The following is an 18,985-nucleotide window of genomic DNA, read 5'->3' on the forward strand; positions in this document are numbered from 1 at the left end:
GCGTTTACGCGCGCCGGCAACGAACCTGCCGCCAAATTTATCTTGGCGGCCCGCAAAATTATTTTTGTATCGAAGTCGCTCGACCATTATTATTTTCGCTTCCACTTATACCCGTCGCTGTCGCACGAGCCTGCCAAGAGCCCCCTTCGCGGGCGCGCTTGGCGGCGGCGCAGAATTTTGACACAAGAACATGGCAAGGCCGTACCCCGGCCGAAGCCGTAACTGGAGGAATATGATGTCCGCTGCACCCACGCCGACCGAAAGCGGCGTCCTGCGCCCATCGAGCGGCAAGGCCCTTCTGATCGACGGAAAGCGTGGTTCGGAGGAAGTTCTCGCCGAGATCGCCGAGAAAGTGCGCGGACTGGCGGGGCAGGGGCTGAAGGCTGGCCTCGCCGTGATCCTCGTCGGAGCAGACCCCGCAAGTCAGGTCTATGTCGGCGCCAAAGGCAAGGCCGCGAAGGCTGTCGGCTTTCATTCCGTGCAGCATGATCTTCCCGCCACCGCCAGCGAGGCTGAGATCATCGCATTGATCCGGCAGCTCAACGCCGATCCGGCAATCCACGGCATCCTGTTGCAGCTGCCGCTGCCGGGCGGCGCCGACGCTACGCGGATCATTGAGTCGATCGCTCCTGAAAAAGACGTCGACGGCCTGCATCCAATCAATTCCGGCCTGCTCGCGATCGGCAATCTTTCCCGCGCGCTGGTGCCTTGTACGCCGGCTGGCAGCATGATTTTGCTTGAAAAGGCCGCCGCCGCGCTCGGCGTCAAGCTGGAAGGCGCCGAAGCCGTGGTTGTCGGCCGCTCGAATCTCGTCGGCAAGCCGATCGCGCAGCTGCTGCTTGGCCGCAACGCGACCGTGACCATCGCCCATTCGCGCACGCGCGATCTGCCGGCCGTCGTCGGCCGCGCGGACGTCCTCATCGCCGCCGTGGGACGGCCGGAGATGATTCGCGGCGACTGGATCAAGCCGGGAGCGATCGTCATCGACGTCGGCATCAATCGCATTTCGGTCCCAAGCCATGATCCCTCCGCCCCGGCGAAGACGCGGCTCGTCGGCGACGTCGCTTTCGCCGAGTGCCTCGATCGCGCCGCGGCGATCACGCCGGTGCCGGGTGGCGTCGGACCCATGACCATCGCCATGCTAATGAGCAATACGCTGAAAGCTGCGATCCAGATCGCAGGGCTCAAGGCGGCGCACTGACCCAAGCGGATCAAGCGGGCGTAAGGCTTTGGACCTTCGCCAGGCGATGGGGCGTTCCACAGCCGACTCTGCGTCGGCTCCCGATTTAGTTGTGTCGTTAACCACTCCGAAACCATAACGGCGTCTCATATTGACGCGTTGCGGCTTCTGGAGCGGACCGATGCATTGGCTGGATTGGGAAGAGCCGGACGTTGACCGTCCCCACAGGCTCGACCTTTTTCGCGAGGCCGTCGCGGCGCGCAAAAAGGCGCTGGTCGCGGCGGCTCTGGCGGCGCCGTTCGCCGCCGGCCTGTTCCTCGCTCTGACGCCCCTGCAATATCGCGCCGAGACTGAGCTATATATCGCGGCCCCGGTCAACGCCCCGGCGCAATCCGCAAATGACGCCGACTCTCTCATCGGCGAGGCCCGGCTTATCGCCTCGCGCGATCTTGGCCGGCGCGCCATCAAAGAGCTGCGCATCGACGCCCGGACCGAATTCGATCCTCTGGCCAGAGGCGTTGGGCCGATCGCCCGCGCGCTCATTTCCCTCGGACTGATGAGCGATCCGGCGCGCGTCAGTCAGGACGAGCGCATCCTGCAATCCTACGAAGATCGGCTCAGCGTCAGGGCCTCCGAGGCGCAGCGGCTTGTCACAATCGCTTTTCGCTCGCGTGACCGCGCCTTCGCCGCCAGCGCGGCCAACCGCATAGCGAGCCTTTATCTCGAGATGCGCGCCGTCGCGGAGCCTCGCGAGGCCGGCGAGCCGGGGATCACGGGGAGCGTCATTTCACCCGCCGTCGTCCCGCGCAGGCCCTTGCTTCCGGGCAGTCACCTGATCTTCGCGATCGGAGCAGGCGCCGCGGCCCTCGCGGCATTCGGCTTTGGCGCATTCAGGCGAGCGCCGCGGCCGCCTTCGGGCGAAGAGCCGATGGCGCTCCCGCGCGCGGTCGGCGACTTCCCCTTTTTTGTTCGTCTCAAAAAGCTCCCGGAATTTCCGCTGCCCGGAGGAGGCCGGAGCGCGGCGTCGCGACGCGCCGAAGCTGAAAACGCAGCGGCGTTCGATGAGATCGCCGCCCACATTCTGGCCGCGCGACGGCCCTCAAAAGGCCTTCGCATCGTCGGCGCGAAGCTGTCGCCGGCCTACCCCGCGCCGGACATCATGCTGGCCCTCGCGCGGCTTTTGGGAAGCGAAGGGCGCTCGATTGCCGTCAGTCTCGACGCCGCCGAGGCCGATGACGCCGACGCTCTTCCAGCATGCGACGGGCCGGGGCTGAGCGACCTGCTCGCCGGCGGCGCCTCATTTTCCGCGGTGATCCGGCGCGATCCCCGCTCGCGGCTCCATTTCGTCCCGGCAGGCGGCGCCAGTCCGATTGATATTTCCGAGCTTTCCAACGTCATCGACGCCCTGGCGCGCACCTATGACTTCATCTGGCTGCGGACGCCGCCGCTGGAGGCCAACGACATGGCGAAGACGCTCGCCGCGGACGCCGATTTTCTTGTGCTGGAAGCCGCGCCGGAGGCGCATGATTGCGCCATCGCGAGAGCTGAGGCCGAGCTGCGCGAGGCAGGCGCGCGCAGCATTCTCGTTATCGGCGCCATTGCCCCCGTCGAGCGGAGCATCGGCCAGGACGCGGCATGAAGCCGGTCAAATATCCGGCTTCTGCATCCATCTGATGAGCGGCATCAGGGGCAGCACCCACGCCATGCCGAGCACCGCGTAGAAAACGATCTGAAGCGCCGGGGGCGCTTCCTGCACCGGACGCGCCTGCGCCAGCGCCATGGCGATCAGCGCGTAAACCACCACAAATCCCGTCATCACCAGCGCGCCGATGAATTTGCGGGTTCGCATGCGCATGTGTGTCTCCATGTCTGCGCCGGGATGCGCGCTGGCGCGCATGGACTTCGTGCGCCGGGGGCTTTATGCCGGCGGACAGCTTTAGATGATCTGCGGCGAAGCTTCTAGAGCATATTCCGATCAGATCGGTTTGAACTGATCGACGAGAATATGCTCAAGCTTTTGAATCTGGAGCGATTTCTGATCGATCGAATGTCTTCATTCGATCGATCAGAAATCGCTCCAGAGCGTCGGGGCGGAAAGATGCGGAGTTTTCGGAAAATGCATGCAATCGCCAAAGGGCATGACGTGCCGGCATGCGCGAAAGGACTGGCATGACTTGGGTTTATGATCCGCTGCCGGCGCCGACGGCCTTCGATGTCAGGGTTCAGCGCGCGGGACCAGCCGTCGCCGTCTGGCTCTGGACGCTCGCGGCCTTGGTGTTCCTGATGGTCGTCGTCGGCGGCGCGACGCGGCTGACGGAATCCGGCCTTTCGATTACGGAATGGAAGCCTCTGACCGGCGTCATTCCGCCCCTCAGCGAGGCGGACTGGCGGGCCGAATTTGAGAATTACAAACACATTCCGCAATATTCCGCCGTCTTTCCAGACATGGATCTCGGCGGCTTCAAGTTCATCTTCTTTTGGGAGTGGAGCCACCGGCTGCTCGGGCGCCTGATCGGCCTCGCCACCCTTCTGCCGCTGATCTTTTTCTGGGCGAGAGGACAGCTCCCGGCCGCGCTGAAGCCAAAGCTTATCGGCGTGCTGGCGCTCGGCGCCCTGCAGGGGTTCGTCGGCTGGTGGATGGTGAAGTCCGGCCTTACCGGCCGCGTCGAGGTCGCGCAGGAGCGCCTCGCCATCCATCTCATGCTGGCGTCGCTGACGTTCGCGGTTCTGGTCTGGCTCGCCGCCTCGCTGCGCGAGAAGAGAGCCGCGGTCCCCGCGCCGCCGCGCGCTCTCGGCGTTTGGGCCAATATCTTCATCGTCGCCGTGCTGGCGCAGATCGGCCTTGGGGCCCTCGTCGCGGGATTACGCGCCGGCCGCGCCTATAATACATGGCCGCTGATCGATGGACGGTTCATTCCCCCGCTCGACCAGTTGACGCTGCTGCGGCCGGTCTGGCGCAATTTCGTTGATAATCTTCTGACGGTGCAGTTCCAGCATCGCATGGTCGCCTATGCGGTGCTGGCCTTTGCGCTCGCCCAGGCGCTTCTCACACGCAGAAGCGCGGGGGCTGGAGGCGCGAGCCGGCGCGCCAACGCGCTTGCGGGCCTCGTCGCGGCCCAAGCCCTGATTGGAATTACGACGCTCGTGCTTGTCGTGCCGCTCTGGGCCGGCCTGCTGCACCAGGCATTCGCGATGATCGTTCTCGGCATGGCGGTCGCCCATGCGCAGGCTCTGGCGCAGGCTCGCTAGCTAGTCGGCCTCCGCGCCGGTCCGGTCGAGTCCCAGACGGCTGTATTCGATCTTCGGACAGCGGTTCATGATAACTTCGATTCCTTGCGCTTTCGCCAGCGCGGCGGCTGGCTCATTGCGCACGCCAAGCTGCATCCAGATCACTAGCGGGCGCCAATCCAGCGGCAGAACCTCTTGGACAACGCCCCCCGCCGCCGCGGAGTTGCGGAAAATGTCGATCATGTCGACAGGCTCGGGCAGATCCTTGAGGCTGGCCACAAAAGGCGCCCCTAGGATCGTTTGTCCGGCAAGACCGGGGTTGACCCCGGTCACGCGATAGCCGCGCGACATCAGAAAAGCCGCGACCTCATACGAAGGCCGCTCGGGGTTCGCGGAAGCGCCGACGACGGCGACCGTCTTGACCTTGCGCAAAACCGCGCGGAGAAAATCATCGGTGTAATCTGTGTCGTAAGCGCGTGTCATGTCGAGCGATCCTCCGGCGGCGTTCTGAGGCAAACGCCGATCGCCTGCGATCGTCAAGGCGCGGCCGAGGAAAATTTGATCCGAAGCAGCCAATTGCGGTATTATATTACCTCTCATGACAAACGATTGATTGCTGAGGCATTTCTTTCGTCTTGCTCGTTGCAAACGCTTGACTGGCGGGCGTCCGCGCCATAAAAGGCAAGCCATCGACCGCCCGAGCAGAACGCCGTGCGGATTTTACGCATGGATTTCAAACGATGTTCGGCAAGACCTATTCCGCCAAACCGGCGGACATCGACAAGAAATGGGTGCTGATCGACGCCAATGGCCTCGTCGTCGGCCGGCTCGCGACGCTGGTGGCGCTTCGCCTGCGCGGAAAGCACAAGGCGACCTTCACGCCTCACATGGACGATGGCGACAATATCATTGTCATCAACGCCGAGAAGGTGGTTTTCACCGGCCGCAAGCGCGACCAGAAGGTCTATTATCACCACACCGGCTATCCGGGCGGCATCAAGGAGCGGACGGCGAAGTTCATCCTCGATGGACGCTTCCCGGAGCGCGTCGTGGAAAAGGCCGTCGAGCGCATGCTGCCCCGCGGGCCGCTCGGGCGCAAGCAGCTCGGCAACCTCAGAGTGTATAAGGGCGCGGATCATCCGCACGCCGCGCAGCAGCCGGTCACGCTCGACGTCGCCAGTCTCAACCGTAAGAATTCGAGGATTGTCTGATTATGGCCGAGACTCTGTCTTCGCTTCAGGATCTGAAGAGCGCCACCGCCGCCCCACCCGAGGAAGCGCCGCGTTACGTGCAAAAGCTCGACGCGCAGGGACGCGCCTACGCCACCGGCAAGCGCAAGGACGCCGTCGCCCGCGTCTGGATCAAGCCCGGCACCGGCAAGGTCATCGTCAATGGCCGTCCGATCGAGGTTTACTTCGCCCGCCCCGTGCTGCGCATGATCCTGCAGCAGCCGCTTGGCGTCGCAAAGCGCGTCGACCAGTATGATTTGACCGTTACCGTCGCTGGCGGCGGCCTTTCCGGTCAGGCCGGCGCGGTGCGTCACGGTCTCTCCAAGGCGCTCGTCGCTTTCGAGCCTGACCTGCGCGGCGCCTTGAAAAAAGAGGGCTTTCTCACCCGCGATTCGCGCGTCGTGGAGCGCAAGAAATACGGCAAGAAAAAAGCCCGCCGCAGCTTCCAGTTCTCAAAACGTTAACCATTTACGGTTGGACGTTGACGATCAAGGCGGCCGTTGGCCGCCTTTTTTGTCAGCAAACGGCGATTCTCCGATCCGCCTTCATAAAAGCGCGGCATGATCGGAGGATTTTAGGCCGCAACTTCACCTTTCGGGCGACGATCATGCGCGGAAAAGTCTTTATCGACGGCGAAGCCGGAACCACCGGGCTTGGCATCAAGGCGCGCCTCGCCAATGAGCCGGGCATTGAGATTGCGGGCCTTCCGCCCGAAAAGCGCAAGGACCCCGCCGCCAAGAAAGAGCTTCTGGCGACCGTCGATGTGGTGATTTTGTGCCTGCCGGACGACGCCGCGCGCGAGACCGTCGCTCTCGTCGAGACTTTGCGCGAAAAGGCGCCGCGCGTTCTCGACGCCTCGACCGCCCACCGGGTCGCCAAGGGCTGGATCTATGGCTTTCCCGAACTCGCTCCTGGCCAGACGGAGGCCATCGCCAAGGCGCAATTCGTCGCAAATCCCGGATGCTATGCGACCGGCGCGATCGCGCTTTTGCGTCCGCTCGTCGACGCCGGCCTCATTCCGGTGGACTGGGCGATCGCCATCAATGCGGTCTCCGGCTATTCGGGCGGCGGCAAGAGCATGATCGCCGATTATGAGAGCGGCGCCGCGCCCGCCTTCGAGCTCTATGCCCTTGGCCTGGAGCATAAGCATGTGCCCGAGATCCAGCATTACGCGGGTCTTTCGCGCCGCCCCATCCTCGCGCCTTCGGTCGGCAATTTCGCGCAAGGGATGCTCGTTTCCATACCGCTTTTTCTCGACGACCTGCCGCAAAAGCCCAAAGGCGTCGATCTTGAGGGCGCGCTTTCGGCCCATTACGCCGGCTCCCGCTTCGTCACACTCGCGCCGGCCGACCCTTCCGGCAAAATCGAGCCGGAATCGCTGAACGGCGCCAATGATCTTGAGCTGCGCGTCTTCGCCAACGAGGCGCGCCGTCAGGCGATTCTCGTCGCAAAGCTCGACAATCTCGGCAAGGGCGCCTCGGGCGCGGCTCTGCAAAATCTCGAACTGATGCTGGAGCGGTAGCGCGCCGCGCCGGAACGTCGCGCCAAAATCACTGACGAAGCGGATGATTTGCGCCTGGGTGTGAAATTGCCGCAATGTAAAGCGCGGAACGAAGCGGGCCGCCCTGGCGTTTAACGGGACAAGTTGAAACCGAACCGCGCCCGGGGTCGGCCGCGCAGGTGAAGAACCGCCATGCATCTTCTGCCGATCGTTCAGGGACTGATCCTCGTTTTCGCCGCCAATGGCGCGCCGGTTCTGGCCCATTGGATGTTTCGCGAGCGGGGCGCGTTTGCGCTGGATTTCGGCGCCCGTTTTTCCGACGGCGGCCCTTTGTTCGGTTCGGCCAAGACCATCCGGGGCGTCATCGCCAGTCTCATCGCGGCCTCGCTGACGGCGCTGCTGCTCGGATTGAGCTGGCAGGTCGGAGCGCTGGCCGGCGCCGCCGCCATGGCCGGCGACCTTCTCTCGAGCTTTATCAAGCGGCGTCTCGGCCTGCCGCCGCACAGCATGGCGCCGGGCCTCGATCAGGGGCCGGAATGCCTGTTTCCGCTGGTGGCCTGCATGAGCGCGCTTGGCCTGACCGTCTCGGACGTGCTTCTCGCGACGCTCGTGTTCTGGATCGGTGAACTCTTGATTTCCCGCGCCCTGTTCAGCCTCAAGATCCGCGAGCACCCTTACTGACCCCGCCGTAACGATCCCTCAAGGTCAATCAGTGACGCGCTGGAGTCGGTGAAGCGTGATCTCGGGCGGACAGTTCAAGCGCACCGGAAGCACGCTCGATCCTGCCCCGACCGAGGTATAGCCCGCCATTTCCAGATATTTCCACGCGCCCGCGCCGAATGCGCGCGGCAGGGTTGAATCGAGCGTGATCGGGATCGCCCCCGGCAGGCAGATCTGGCCGCCGTGGGTGTGGCCGGACAAGATCATGTTGAAGCCGGCGTGCGCCGCCTGGCGGTAGATTTCGGGCGTATGCGAGAGCAGAATTGAAAATTCGTCGAACGGAATATCTGCCGCCGCTTTTTCGATATTGTCGACGCGGAAGAAATGCGCGTCGTCAATTCCCGCGAGATGGATCGACTGGCCGCCCCGCTCGATGCGAACCGATTCGTTGAGCAGCATGACGACGCCCATGTCTTCGAGACCCGGCGTCATTTTGATGGTGTCATGATTGCCGAGCACGCCATAGACCGGCCCTTTGAGAGCGGCGCAGATCGGCGCGACGCCCTCAAGCGCGGCGGCGAAGGAGCCGCAGGTGCCCGCGCGGAAATCGCCCGTCATGACGCAAATGTCATATTCAAGGTCCGCGACGAGTTCGGCCACCCGCACCATCGCCGGGCCGCTCATTTCGACATGGAGGTCGCTGAGATGCAGCACCGTGAAGCCCTCGAACGCCGGCGGCAGCCGCTCGGAGACGATCGCGTTGCGCCGTAATTCGACCTTCGCGGCGTTGCGCTGGCCGCGTCCGTAAAGGCCCGCGAGGCGCAGCGCGAGGCGCATCATCGCATGCACCGAATACCAGTTCTCGATATGGAAAAAATTCAGGCCCTGGCCGAAGACCTGAGCCTCATGAGCCTCCTCGATGCCGATGCGCTGGCGCGTGTGGATCTTGCCGAGGCGCTGCTCAAGGCGGTGAGCGGCCTCATCTGAGGCGACGTCCAGAGGTTGCACGGCGATTCCTTCGGGGCTGGACTTAAGGCGCGGAGAGGAAGCTTGCAGCAAGGAACGGACTCGGCAGTTAAATCGCGCCGCCGCGAGGGCGCTTTGCTTCAATGGGCGGCGTTCGGATCATCGCAATCAACCAGGGCAAGGGTTGCGATTTTGCCGCCGAAGCTCCATTTTGGCAAAGCCAATCAAGTGAGCGCGAACGGCGCCGAAGGAGAGCGGGACATGGCGGGATTATACGGCCTCGGCGCGGAACAAGCCAAGCCGAATGGAGCCGCGGGCGGCGCTCTTGTCAAGGACACGACGACGGCGACATTTGGCGCAGACGTCCTCGCCGAATCCGCGCGCCAGCCGGTTCTAGTCGATTTCTGGGCGCCCTGGTGCGAGCCCTGCAAACAACTGGCGCCCATTCTGGAAAAAGTCGTGCAGGCGGCCGGCGGCAAGGTCAAGCTGGTCAAGATGAATATCGACGAACATCCGGAGATCGCGGGGCGGCTCGGCGTTCGCTCCATCCCGGCGGTCATCGCCTTCGAACGCTCCCAGCCCGCCGACGGCTTCCTCGGCGCCTTGCCGGAATCCGAAGTGCGCGGCTTCATTGAGCGTCTCGTCGGTCCGATCGGCGGGGCCGCAGACCTCATCGCCGAGGCCGAGGCGCTGCTGGCCGAAGGCGACGCCATTGGCGCGGGTGAGGTCTACGCCGCCTTATTGGCCGAAAACCCGGCCGATTTCGAAGCGCTCGCTGGCCTTGCCAAGCTTTACATTCAAGCTGGCGATCTGGAGGCGGCAAAACAGCTTCTCGCCACGGCGCCGGCCGGCGCCGAGAAGCACGCCGGCGTCATCGCGGCGAAGGCCGCCCTCGACCTCGCCGAGCAGGCGGGCTCGATCGGCGATCTCGCCGAGCTGAAGCGAAAGATCGAGATTGATCCGAACGATCATCAGGCGCGCTTCGACTACGCCATCGGGCTGAATGCGCAGGACCGCCGCGAGGAAGCAGCGGGCGCGCTGCTCGACATCATCAAGAACGATCGCGCCTGGAACGAGGACGCCGCCCGCAAGCAATTGCTGCAATTCTTCGAGGCCTGGGGCCCGGCCGAGCCGGCGACGATCGGCGCCCGCAAGAAACTGTCTATCGTGCTCTTCTCCTGATCTGAGCCGGATCGCTGGGCGAGCGCAAAACCTTCATTCTGGCGCATGGGTCGTGGCATGGCGGCGGGTGGCCGAGCCGCTGCGCGCGCTTGGCCACAGCGTTTATGCGCCGAGCTTTACCGGAATGGGCGATCGCGCCCATCTCCTTGGCCCGCGGATTGACATCGAAACCTTCGTCGAGGATCTCGTTCAGCTGATCGTGAGCGAAGAGCTGCGCGACGTCGTGCTCGTCGGCCATAGTTTTGGCGGCGTTCCGATCTCCGGCGTCGCCGACCGCATTCCCGAGGCGATCGGTCATCTCGTCTATCTCGACGCCATCGTGCCCGAAAGCGGCAAAAGCGTCTTTTCGACCTATCCTGCGGCGGAGGCGCAAGCGCGCATCGAGGCCGCGGAGCGCGCCAACGGCGGCCTTGCCGCCCCCGCGCCGCTGGCGCTGCCTCAGTCCATCGGCCTTCGGCCGGGAAGCGCCGATTATGATTGGGTTCTGCGGCGTCTGACGCCGCATCCGATGCGAACCTATACCAGCGCGCTGACCCTGCGGAACCCGGTCGGCAATGGCCTTCCGCGCACCTATGTTCACTGCTCCGAGCCGTCCTATGCGACCATCGAGGGCTCGCGCGCGCTCGTGCGCTCATGGCCGGGCTGGCGCTGGATCGAGCTTCGCGCTCCCCATGAAGCGATGATCACCCATCCGGACGAAATCGCCCGAATCCTTCTCGCGATCTGACGCCACAGGCTGGCCGGAGCATAGTTTTTCTTTCCGATCAATGTATAATGGCCGATCGAGCGCCGCGGGCGGGGATGTCTCGAGATGCAAGAGGCTGTCGAGGTCGAGGATCTGCACATGGGGATGAACCAAGCCTATGCCCCCGGCGAGTTGCCCGTTTCCTTTCCGATCTTTCCGCTCGCCAAGGCCCTGCTTCTGCCGCGCGGGCAGTTGCCGCTGAACATCTATGAGCCGCGCTACCTCGCGATGGTCGACGATGTGCTGAAGAGCCATCGCATGGTCGGCATGATCCAGCCGGACCCCGACGCCTCCGCGCGCGGGCTGTTTCCGGTCGGCTGCATAGGACGCATCACCCAATTGGCCGAGACGGGCGATGGACGATATCTTCTGACCCTGACCGGCATAGCGCGGTTCAGGGTGATCGAAGAGATCGACGCAGTCACGCCCTATCGCCAGTGCCGCGCCGATTTCACGCCTTTCGCCGTTGATTTCAGCCCCTCCGCCGGAGAGGATCTCGTTGATCGCGACGGCCTCTTGCGCACCTTGCGCAGCTTTGCCGAGACCAATGATCTACAGCTCGACTGGGACAGTATCCACGAGGCGCCGAATGAGGCGCTCGTCAATGCGCTGTCCATGATGAGCCCGTTCGGCCCCAAGGAAAAACAGGCCCTGCTCGAAGCAAAGGACCTCAAAGGCCGCGCCGATGTGCTCGTGGCGATCACCGAAATTGAGCTGTCGCGCGGTAAGAACCCTCAGACGACCCTGCAGTAGAAGGCCCCTTGATGACCGATAAAGCCAGTAAGCCGACCCCTGCGCCCGAGCCCTCGCGCATTGATCCGCGCCTCCTCGAAATTCTCGTCTGTCCGCGCACCAAGACGACGCTCGAATATGATGCGCAGAACCAGGAATTGATTTCGCGGGCGGCGAAGCTCGCCTATCCGATCCGCGACGGAATCCCGATCATGCTGCCGGAGGAGGCGCGTCCGCTACAGGATTGACCGCCGCCCGTCCCGGTGAGCCGTCGGCGATCGCGAGACCGGCGGAAAGGCCCAGGGCGGCGGCGTTATTTCGATGCGCCAAGGCTCCAGGCCTTTCTGATTGAAGGCGCCTGTCCGCCTCGCCATTGTCGAATGTCGAAAAACAATTTCCAATTTGTTTCAGATCATCATCTATCTTTCCCGCCGACGTTCAAATCAACTTGGCGCAAAGGTCTGCGCGTAGCGAACCGGCGTCTTGCGCGCCGGAATGGAAAGGGGGGAATGATGATCCGTCGATGGGCTGCCGCCGCCTTGGCGGCGATGATTGCTCTCGCGCCGCCGGCGTCCGCGTGCACCGGCCTGCGCCTCGTCGCAGCGGACGGCGCTGTCGTTCCGGGGCGCACATTGGAATTCGGTTTCGATCTTCAATCGAATGTCGTCGTCATTCCTAAAGGAACTCAGATCACCGGATCGACCCCGGACGGCGCAAAAGGCCTCAGCTACACGACCAGATATGGCATGCTCGGCGCCAATGCCGTCGGCCTGCCGGATATCATCGATGGCATCAACGACCAGGGGCTTTACGTCGGCCTGTTCTACTTCCCCGGCTACGCGTCCTATCCCGAGGCCAGCCCCGAGACGATTGCACGCGGCATGGCGCCTTTCGAATATGGCAACTGGCTGCTCGGCAATTTCGCGTCGGTCGAAGAGGTCAAGGCCAATTTCGACAAAGTAGCGCTGCTTCCCGTCGTTCTCGACGCCATCAAACAGGCGCCGCCGGTCCATTTCGTCGTCCATGACCGTAACGGCAATTCCGTGGTGATCGAGCCGATCGACGGCAAGCTCGTGATCCACGACAATCCGCTCGGCGTCCTCACCAACTCGCCGACGTTCGATTGGCACATGACCAATCTGCGCAATTACATCAATCTCAGCGTGACGAATGTCCCGCCGGTCGAATTGTCCGACATCAAATTCGCTCAGTTCGGCGAAGGCACGGGGCTTCATGGCCTGCCGGGCGATTATACGCCCCCCTCGCGGATGGTGCGCGCGGTGGTGTTTTCGCAGTCGGCTCCGCAATCGGCCACCGGACCAGACGCGGTGCTCCAGGCCTTTCATCTCCTCAACGCCTTTGACATTCCCGTCGGCTCCGTCCGCGAAAAAAACGGGAATAGCGTCCTGCCGGAATATACGCTCTGGACCAGCGTCGCCGACCTCAAGAACCTCAAATGGTATTTCAGGACTTTTGCCGACCAGTCGATCCGCAGCGTCGATCTCGCCACGGCGATTGCCGCCGCGGGCGGCAAGATCAAAACCATCACGATGGAATCGAAACAACCGGTCGAGGACGTCTCGAAGGATTTGCAATAGACTTTGATCCCGGTCTCAACGCGGGAGCCGGCGCGCGCCGGTCGTTCGATGAAGAAAGTCTGTATTGCGGTCGCCGCGGAATTTTTGATTCTCGGGGCGCTCCTGTTCGGGGCCGCGGGAACCTTCGCCTGGCCCGCGGCCTGGGCTTTCCTGATTATCCTCGTCGCAGGCGCGGCGCTGATCACGCGCATGCTCGCCCGCGATGATCCAGCTCTTCTTGAAGAGCGCCTGCGGCCCCCGATCCAGAGCGGCCAACCGCTCTGGGACAAGGTCATCATGGCGAGTTTCATCGTGCTTTTTATCGCCTGGCTGATCCTGATGGGTCTCGACGCGGCGCGGTTTGGCTGGTCCATCATGCCGGTCTGGCTGCAATGGATCGGCGCGGCCGGGCTCGCCGTCTCCTTTTGGATTTCATACGCGACCTTCGCCGCCAACGCCTTCCTGGCGAATGTCGTGCGCATTCAAACAGAGCGCGGCCAGACAGTCGTCTCGAGCGGCCCCTACGCGGTCATCCGGCATCCGCTCTACGCCGGCGCTCTGCTTTTCTTCGCATCGACCGCCTTACTGCTCGGCTCGTGGTTCGGGCTCGCAGGGGCGCTCGCGCTCGGCGCCCTGCTGATTCTCCGCACGCTCCTCGAAGACCGCGAGCTTCATTGTCGCCTCGAAGGCTATGCGGACTATGCGCGGCGCGTTCGTTACAGGTTGCTCCCCCGCGTCTGGTGACTTGTGCCCATCCGCTGACTTGACGGGTTCGCCCGAACCCTGCAGGTCATGGCGTCCACTTGGAATGGGTCCCGCCATGCCGCAGTCCGCGCCTACCGCCGTCGCCGAACTTTTGACGATGCTCGATCTCGAAAAGATCGAAGAGAACATTTTTCGCGGCCGCAGCCCGCAGATCGGCTGGCAGCGCGTGTTTGGCGGGCTCGTCGTCGCGCAAGCCCTTGTCGCCGCGTCCCGCACTGTCTCCGGCCGGACGCCGCATTCGTTGCATGGCTATTTCCTGTTGGCCGGCGATCCGCAGGCGCCGATCGTCTACGAGGTCGATCGGCTGCGCGACGGCAAGAGCTTCACAACGCGGCGCTGCAACGCAATCCAGCACGGGCGCGCGATTTTCTCCCTCTCGGCCTCCTTCCAGACCGAGGAGGAGGGCTTTGAACACGCGGTCGCGATGCCGAACGCGCCAATGCCGGAAACGCTTCCGAGCGAAGCGGAACTGATCGAAAAGTTCGGCTCGGTCATGCCCGAACCCATCAAGCGCTGGTTCGCCAGCGACCGGGCGATCGAGGCCCGTCCCGTCGATCCCTCGCGCTACGTGCGGCACGAGCCCGGCGCCCCTGTCCAGGACGTCTGGCTGCGCGCGGCAGGACCGCTGCCCGATGACCCCGCCATTCATCGCGCCGTTCTCGCCTATCTCTCCGACATGACCCTGCTCGACACGGCGCTCATCGGTCACGGATATTATGTGTTCGACCCTCGGCTCCAGGTGGCGAGCCTCGATCACGCTTTGTGGTTTCACCGGCCCTTTCGCGCCGACGAATGGCTGCTCTATGCGCAGGACAGCCCGAATTCGAGCGGCGCCCGGGGGCTGACGCGCGGACTTTTTTTCTCCCGCGAAGGCCGGCTGGTCGCTTCCGTCATGCAAGAAGGCTTGATCCGTCGCCGGCGCTCCGACGGCTGAGGTCGGCGGAGGTGTTTATTCGGAATTTTGCGCCATTTCCGCCAAAACGGCCCGGGCGGGCGCGTCCGTGGCGGCGGGATGCATCATTCCAGATCAAAATTCGTGAAAATCAGAGAAATTTTCAATCCGGCGGCCTCTCCCGCACAGGAGCCGGTGGCTGCCTAATTATTAGGCGCTATGCCTGATTGGAATGCGAGAATTCTCAAATCCAGCGTCGTCGGCTTCGAAACCCCTTGAAAATTTGGCGTCCCATCCCATCGCCAGGCCTCCGTGACGAGCAATCGCCGCCACGGCGGCCAGCTGAAACATGACAAATCGCAGCTTTTCGCGCAAAAAATGCAGGGCCGGCTGTCGGGAGGCCCAACGCTTGCTAAGCACCACGCAAGCATGGGCGCGTCTGACGCGCCCTGCTGTTTAGCGGCGGGCCGACTCACGGACAAATCTACGGCTCTCAGGTAGACGCAAACAGGAAAATCCACATGAAAATGGTTGTTGCGATCATAAAGCCGTTCAAGTTGGACGAGGTCCGTGACGCGCTGACAAACCTCGGCGTGCACGGGATGACAGTGACTGAGGTCAAAGGCTACGGACGCCAGAAAGGCCACACGGAAATCTATCGTGGGGCGGAATACGCGGTCAGTTTCTTGCCCAAACTGAAAGTCGAGGTCGCGATCCCGCCAGATCTCGTCAACGCGACGATCGAGGCGATCGGCGCAGCAGCGCGAACCGGCCAAATCGGAGACGGCAAAATCTTCGTCAGCGGGCTCGACCAGGCCGTTCGCATCCGCACCGGCGAACGCGACCTCGACGCTCTTTGACCCTTCTTTTCAAGACTCGCAGGAGTACATAATGAAATTTGCGTTTCCTCCACCGATACGAGCCCGATCGATAGGCCTCGGGCTGCTCATCGCGTGCGCCGCGGCGGGCCTCGCTTTCGCGCAGGACGCCGCGCCCGCGGCGGCGGCCGCCGCCCCGGCGCCGATTCCGAACAAGGGCGACACGGCCTGGATGCTCGTTTCCACCGCCCTCGTTCTGATGATGTCTATCCCCGGCCTTGCGCTTTTCTACGGCGGCCTGGTGCGCTCCAAAAATATGGCCGCGGTGCTCTCGCAAGTGTTCGCGATCGTCGCGCTCGTGTCGATCATCTGGGTCGTCTACGGCTATTCGCTCGCCTTCACCGAAGGATCGCATGCCGCGTTCCCAATCCTCGGCACGGATTGGAACGCATTCATCGGCGGCTTCAGCAGAGCGTTCCTGAAAGGGGTCGATCCGTCGTCGACGGTCGCGACCTTCTCCAATGGCGTCGTCATTCCTGAATATGTCTATATGGCGTTTCAGATGACCTTCGCCTGCATCACCCCGGCCTTGATCATCGGCTCTTTCGCCGAGCGCATCAAATTTTCCGCGTTGATCGTGTTCATCGCCCTCTGGGTGACCTTCATCTATTTCCCGATCGCCCATGCGGTCTGGTATTGGGCCGGCCCGGACGCCCTCGGCGACGCCGCCAAAGCCCTCGCAGCGGCGAAGGACGACGCCTCTAAGGCCGCCGCGCAATCCGCGCTCGAGGCGGTGCAGGCCAACGCCGGATATTTCTTCCAGCTCGGCGCGCTTGATTTCGCGGGCGGCACCGTCGTGCATATCAATGCGGGCATCGCCGGCTTCGTCGGCTGTCTCGTGATGGGCAAGCGCATCGGCTTCCCGCGCGAAGTCGGTCCGCCCCACTCGGTCACCATGTCGATGATCGGCGCCTCCCTTCTGTGGGTCGGCTGGTTCGGCTTCAACGCGGGCTCGAACCTCGAGTCGAACGGCACGACGGCGCTCGCCTTCGTCAACACCTTTGTCGCCACCTCGGCCGCGACGCTGTCGTGGATGCTCGTCGAGTGGGCGCTTAAAGGCAAGCCGTCGCTGCTCGGCATGATCTCCGGCGCGGTCGCCGGCCTCGTCGCCGTGACCCCGGCGTCCGGATACGCAGGCCCGATGGGATCGATCGTCCTCGGCCTCGCCGTCGGCGCCATCTGCTTCTTCTTTGTCGATTATGTGAAGAAGTGGTTCGGCTATGACGACTCGCTCGATGTCTTCGGCGTCCATTGCGTCGGCGGCATCGTCGGCGCGATCTCGACCGGCATTCTGGTGGCCCCGGCTCTCGGCGGCGTCGGCCTCACCGACTACATCAAAGTGCCCGGCACGGGTTCGCCCGGCGATTACGACATGGTGGCGCAGCTGATCATCCAGCTGAAGGCGGTGGGCTTCACTTTGCTCTGGTCGGGCGTCGGCTCGTTCATCCTCTACAAGCTCGTCGATCTCGTGATCGGGCTCCGGGTCAAGAAAGACGCCGAACTCGAAGGTCTCGACATCACCTCGCACGGCGAACGCGCCTACAATCCGTAAAATCGCGGAAGCGCTCACGCCGCGTTTTCAAAAATCATCCGCCGGGCCGAAGGGTCCGGCGGATCTGCTTTTGCAGCATGGCGCTCCGTTTCCCCGCATCGCCTTGTTCTAAAACTCCGCGACTCTTTGGGGTCATGCTCCGGCGCGAGCGGCGGCTTTGTCTTGGCGCGCTGAATGCGTTACATAACGCGCCGTCGTCGTCAGCGAGGTTCGCCCATGGCCAGCAGTGAAGTCGCGCAAGCTTTCGCCGCGCTGGAAGCGCACAAGCTGCAGATCAGCGGGCGCAGGATCTCGGATTTATTCGCCGCCGATCCGCGGCGATTCGCGCGCTTTTCTGTCGCCTTCGACGATCTCCTGTTTGATTTCTCGAAACACCGCGTCACCGATGAGACGCGAGGGCTGCTGCTCGACCTCGCGCGCGCCGCCAAAGTCGAGGCGCGGCGCGCCGCCCTGTTCAATGGCGATCCCGTCAATGGCACTGAACATCGCGCGGCCCTGCACATGGCTTTGCGCAATCTCGGCGGCGCGCCGATGCGGGCCGCTGGCGTTGACGTCATGCCGCAGGTCATCGCCGAGCGGCGCAAGATGGAAGCCTTCGCCGAGCGGGTGCGCAATGGCGAGATCAGGGCGGCCAATGGCGAACGCTTTACCGACATCGTCAACTTCGGCATTGGCGGCTCGGACCTTGGCCCCGCCATGGCGGCGCGCGCGCTCTCGCCTTTCATCGCCGATCACCTCAGCCTGCATTTCGTCGCCAATGTCGACGGCGCGGATTTCGCCGATACGATGCGGCGCGTCCCTGTCGAGACGACGCTTTTCATCATCTGCTCCAAGACGTTCACGACGCTGGAGACGATGACCAACGCCGCGACCGCGCGCAAATATGTCGCGGAAAAGCTTGGAGAGGCGGCGATCGGCGATCATTTCTGCGCCGTCTCGACGCAGCTCGAAAAGATCGCCGCCTTCGGCATCGCAAGCGATCGCGTGTTCGGCTTCTGGGATTGGGTCGGCGGGCGCTATTCGGTCTGGTCTGCAATCGCGCTTTCGCTGGCGATCGGCATCGGCCGCGACAATTTCGAGGATTTTCTGCGCGGCGGCGAGGATATCGACCGGCACTTCATGGAGGCGCCGCTCGATCGCAACATTCCCGTGCTGATGGCGCTGCTCGGCGTCTGGTATCGCAATGTGTTTGGCTTTGCGACCCATGCCGTAATCCCCTACGATCAGAGGATGGCGCGCTTTTCCGCCTATCTGCAACAGCTCGACATGGAATCGAACGGCAAGTCGGTCGATCTTTCGGGCGCCGCCGTCACGCGCGCCACCGCCCCCGTCATCTGGGGCGAGCCCGGCACCAATGGCCAGCACGCTTTCTTTCAGCTGCTGCATCAGGGCACGGAAATCGTGCCGATCGATTTTCTCGTCGCCGCCGAGCCGATCGCGGCCGACGCAAAGCATCACGAAATCCTGTTCGCCAACTGCCTCGCGCAGAGCCAGGCGCTGATGCAGGGCCGCTCGCTCGCGGAGGTCGTTTCGCTGCTCGAATCACAAAAGCTGAGCCCTGACGCGATCAAGGCTCTCGCCCCGCACAAAGTGTTTCAGGGCGACAGGCCGTCGAGCACGTTTCTCTACAGGCAACTGACGCCGCGCACGCTCGGCCGGCTGATCGCGCTCTATGAGCACAAGGTGTTTGTGCAGGGCGTCATCTGGGACATCAACTCCTTCGATCAATGGGGAGTCGAACTAGGCAAGGAACTGGCGCTCAAACTCGGCCCCATCGTCTCGGACTCCGGCCTTTCGACGGAAGGCCTCGATTCCTCGACCGCGGGGCTCGTCGAGGCGCGAAGGACTCGCGCGGCAATGTAGCGCCGGATCAGCCGTCCGCCTGCAAAAACCCTGCC

The 18,985-nt window shown here is 63.4% G+C and carries 20 protein-coding genes; 17 read left to right on the forward strand and 3 right to left on the reverse strand.

Annotation, left to right across the window (positions count from 1 at the left end; translation table 11 throughout):
* Positions 1–235 precede the first annotated feature (235 nt).
* Together SIN04_RS15490 and SIN04_RS15495 are read left to right on the forward strand one after the other, a co-directional pair.
* On the forward strand, positions 236–1,201 hold the full coding sequence (locus SIN04_RS15490) for a bifunctional 5,10-methylenetetrahydrofolate dehydrogenase/5,10-methenyltetrahydrofolate cyclohydrolase (RefSeq protein WP_244605834.1): 966 nt from the start codon (positions 236–238) through the stop codon (positions 1,199–1,201).
* A gap of 160 nt (positions 1,202–1,361) precedes the next feature.
* Positions 1,362–2,819 carry a hypothetical protein gene (locus SIN04_RS15495; RefSeq protein WP_134490605.1) on the forward strand — a complete coding sequence of 486 codons (1,458 nt, stop codon included), beginning with the start codon at positions 1,362–1,364 and terminating at the stop codon, positions 2,817–2,819.
* A gap of 6 nt (positions 2,820–2,825) precedes the next feature.
* Here SIN04_RS15495 and SIN04_RS15500 read toward each other — a convergent pair whose 3' ends face one another.
* A complete protein-coding gene (locus tag SIN04_RS15500; protein WP_134490607.1) occupies positions 2,826–3,035 on the reverse strand; it encodes a DUF2842 domain-containing protein in 210 nt (69 codons plus the stop codon).
* 314 nt (positions 3,036–3,349) lie between these two features.
* Here SIN04_RS15500 and SIN04_RS15505 point away from each other — a divergent pair, with 314 nt between their 5' ends.
* On the forward strand, positions 3,350–4,429 hold the full coding sequence (locus SIN04_RS15505; protein WP_134490609.1) for a COX15/CtaA family protein: 1,080 nt from the start codon (positions 3,350–3,352) through the stop codon (positions 4,427–4,429).
* Here SIN04_RS15505 and SIN04_RS15510 read toward each other — a convergent pair whose 3' ends face one another.
* Positions 4,430–4,891, reverse strand: a complete 462-nt coding sequence (locus SIN04_RS15510) for a CoA-binding protein (RefSeq protein WP_341264043.1) — start codon at positions 4,889–4,891, stop codon at positions 4,430–4,432.
* A gap of 257 nt (positions 4,892–5,148) precedes the next feature.
* On the opposite strand from SIN04_RS15510, the gene rplM reads away from it, so the two are divergent.
* The 4 genes from rplM to SIN04_RS15530 all read left to right on the forward strand — a co-directional run bounded on the left by rplM (position 5,149) and on the right by SIN04_RS15530 (position 7,819).
* Positions 5,149–5,619, forward strand: a complete 471-nt coding sequence (rplM, locus tag SIN04_RS15515; RefSeq protein WP_134490611.1) for a 50S ribosomal protein L13 — start codon at positions 5,149–5,151, stop codon at positions 5,617–5,619.
* Positions 5,620–5,621: 2 nt separating this feature from the next.
* Positions 5,622–6,101 carry a 30S ribosomal protein S9 gene (gene rpsI / locus SIN04_RS15520; protein WP_134490613.1) on the forward strand — a complete coding sequence of 160 codons (480 nt, stop codon included), beginning with the start codon at positions 5,622–5,624 and terminating at the stop codon, positions 6,099–6,101.
* Positions 6,102–6,244: 143 nt separating this feature from the next.
* Entirely contained in the window at positions 6,245–7,159 is a 915-nt protein-coding gene (gene argC, locus SIN04_RS15525) for an N-acetyl-gamma-glutamyl-phosphate reductase (protein ID WP_134490615.1), read from the forward strand.
* Between the two features lie 171 nt (positions 7,160–7,330).
* Positions 7,331–7,819 (forward strand): CDP-archaeol synthase, encoded by a 489-nt coding sequence (locus SIN04_RS15530; RefSeq protein WP_134490617.1) that lies wholly within the window; start codon positions 7,331–7,333, stop codon positions 7,817–7,819.
* A 24-nt stretch (positions 7,820–7,843) separates the two neighbouring features.
* Here SIN04_RS15530 and SIN04_RS15535 read toward each other — a convergent pair whose 3' ends face one another.
* Positions 7,844–8,806, reverse strand: a complete 963-nt coding sequence (locus tag SIN04_RS15535) for a metallophosphoesterase (protein WP_244605835.1) — start codon at positions 8,804–8,806, stop codon at positions 7,844–7,846.
* 219 nt (positions 8,807–9,025) lie between these two features.
* On the opposite strand from SIN04_RS15535, the gene SIN04_RS15540 reads away from it, so the two are divergent.
* From SIN04_RS15540 to pgi, 10 genes are all read left to right on the forward strand, one after another.
* Positions 9,026–9,946 carry a thioredoxin family protein gene (locus SIN04_RS15540; protein WP_134490619.1) on the forward strand — a complete coding sequence of 307 codons (921 nt, stop codon included), beginning with the start codon at positions 9,026–9,028 and terminating at the stop codon, positions 9,944–9,946.
* A gap of 67 nt (positions 9,947–10,013) precedes the next feature.
* A complete protein-coding gene (locus SIN04_RS15545; RefSeq protein WP_341264044.1) occupies positions 10,014–10,673 on the forward strand; it encodes an alpha/beta hydrolase in 660 nt (219 codons plus the stop codon).
* A 117-nt stretch (positions 10,674–10,790) separates the two neighbouring features.
* Entirely contained in the window at positions 10,791–11,444 is a 654-nt protein-coding gene (locus SIN04_RS15550) for an LON peptidase substrate-binding domain-containing protein (protein WP_134492583.1), read from the forward strand.
* Positions 11,445–11,455: 11 nt separating this feature from the next.
* Complete coding sequence (locus SIN04_RS15555; protein ID WP_134490621.1) at positions 11,456–11,671, forward strand: Trm112 family protein; 216 nt, start codon at positions 11,456–11,458, stop codon at positions 11,669–11,671.
* Positions 11,672–11,932: 261 nt separating this feature from the next.
* Positions 11,933–13,021, forward strand: a complete 1,089-nt coding sequence (locus SIN04_RS15560) for a choloylglycine hydrolase family protein (protein ID WP_341264045.1) — start codon at positions 11,933–11,935, stop codon at positions 13,019–13,021.
* Positions 13,022–13,069: 48 nt separating this feature from the next.
* Complete coding sequence (locus tag SIN04_RS15565) at positions 13,070–13,744, forward strand: isoprenylcysteine carboxylmethyltransferase family protein (RefSeq protein ID WP_341264046.1); 675 nt, start codon at positions 13,070–13,072, stop codon at positions 13,742–13,744.
* Between the two features lie 76 nt (positions 13,745–13,820).
* Complete coding sequence (gene tesB / locus SIN04_RS15570) at positions 13,821–14,699, forward strand: acyl-CoA thioesterase II (protein ID WP_134490627.1); 879 nt, start codon at positions 13,821–13,823, stop codon at positions 14,697–14,699.
* A 479-nt stretch (positions 14,700–15,178) separates the two neighbouring features.
* The gene (locus tag SIN04_RS15575; RefSeq protein WP_134490629.1) at positions 15,179–15,517 is read left to right on the forward strand and encodes a P-II family nitrogen regulator; all 339 of its coding nucleotides are present in this window, start codon (positions 15,179–15,181) and stop codon (positions 15,515–15,517) included.
* Between the two features lie 31 nt (positions 15,518–15,548).
* Positions 15,549–17,087, forward strand: coding sequence for an ammonium transporter (locus SIN04_RS15580; protein ID WP_134490631.1), 1,539 nt, complete (start codon positions 15,549–15,551; stop codon positions 17,085–17,087).
* A 216-nt stretch (positions 17,088–17,303) separates the two neighbouring features.
* Positions 17,304–18,950 (forward strand): glucose-6-phosphate isomerase, encoded by a 1,647-nt coding sequence (gene pgi, locus SIN04_RS15585; protein ID WP_134490633.1) that lies wholly within the window; start codon positions 17,304–17,306, stop codon positions 18,948–18,950.
* Positions 18,951–18,985: the final 35 nt, after the last annotated feature.

The sequence above is a fragment of the Methylocella tundrae genome (assembly GCF_038024855.1).
GTDB lineage: Bacteria > Pseudomonadota > Alphaproteobacteria > Rhizobiales > Beijerinckiaceae > Methylocapsa > Methylocapsa tundrae.

What these genes read in the sequence shown, in the direction of transcription:
- SIN04_RS15490 (WP_244605834.1), top strand. Translation starts at nt 236, where the DNA reads ATGTCCGCTGCACCCACGCCGACCGAAAGCGGCGTCCTGCGCCCATCG.
- SIN04_RS15495 (WP_134490605.1), top strand. Translation starts at nt 1,362, where the DNA reads ATGCATTGGCTGGATTGGGAAGAGCCGGACGTTGACCGTCCCCACAGG.
- SIN04_RS15500 (WP_134490607.1), bottom strand. Translation starts at nt 3,035, where the DNA reads ATGCGCATGCGAACCCGCAAATTCATCGGCGCGCTGGTGATGACGGGA.
- SIN04_RS15505 (WP_134490609.1), top strand. Translation starts at nt 3,350, where the DNA reads ATGACTTGGGTTTATGATCCGCTGCCGGCGCCGACGGCCTTCGATGTC.
- SIN04_RS15510 (WP_341264043.1), bottom strand. Translation starts at nt 4,891, where the DNA reads ATGACACGCGCTTACGACACAGATTACACCGATGATTTTCTCCGCGCG.
- rplM (WP_134490611.1), top strand. Translation starts at nt 5,149, where the DNA reads ATGTTCGGCAAGACCTATTCCGCCAAACCGGCGGACATCGACAAGAAA.
- rpsI (WP_134490613.1), top strand. Translation starts at nt 5,622, where the DNA reads ATGGCCGAGACTCTGTCTTCGCTTCAGGATCTGAAGAGCGCCACCGCC.
- argC (WP_134490615.1), top strand. Translation starts at nt 6,245, where the DNA reads ATGCGCGGAAAAGTCTTTATCGACGGCGAAGCCGGAACCACCGGGCTT.
- SIN04_RS15530 (WP_134490617.1), top strand. Translation starts at nt 7,331, where the DNA reads ATGCATCTTCTGCCGATCGTTCAGGGACTGATCCTCGTTTTCGCCGCC.
- SIN04_RS15540 (WP_134490619.1), top strand. Translation starts at nt 9,026, where the DNA reads ATGGCGGGATTATACGGCCTCGGCGCGGAACAAGCCAAGCCGAATGGA.
- SIN04_RS15550 (WP_134492583.1), top strand. Translation starts at nt 10,791, where the DNA reads ATGGGGATGAACCAAGCCTATGCCCCCGGCGAGTTGCCCGTTTCCTTT.
- SIN04_RS15555 (WP_134490621.1), top strand. Translation starts at nt 11,456, where the DNA reads ATGACCGATAAAGCCAGTAAGCCGACCCCTGCGCCCGAGCCCTCGCGC.
- SIN04_RS15560 (WP_341264045.1), top strand. Translation starts at nt 11,933, where the DNA reads ATGATGATCCGTCGATGGGCTGCCGCCGCCTTGGCGGCGATGATTGCT.
- SIN04_RS15565 (WP_341264046.1), top strand. Translation starts at nt 13,070, where the DNA reads ATGAAGAAAGTCTGTATTGCGGTCGCCGCGGAATTTTTGATTCTCGGG.
- tesB (WP_134490627.1), top strand. Translation starts at nt 13,821, where the DNA reads ATGCCGCAGTCCGCGCCTACCGCCGTCGCCGAACTTTTGACGATGCTC.
- SIN04_RS15575 (WP_134490629.1), top strand. Translation starts at nt 15,179, where the DNA reads ATGAAAATGGTTGTTGCGATCATAAAGCCGTTCAAGTTGGACGAGGTC.
- SIN04_RS15580 (WP_134490631.1), top strand. Translation starts at nt 15,549, where the DNA reads ATGAAATTTGCGTTTCCTCCACCGATACGAGCCCGATCGATAGGCCTC.
- pgi (WP_134490633.1), top strand. Translation starts at nt 17,304, where the DNA reads ATGGCCAGCAGTGAAGTCGCGCAAGCTTTCGCCGCGCTGGAAGCGCAC.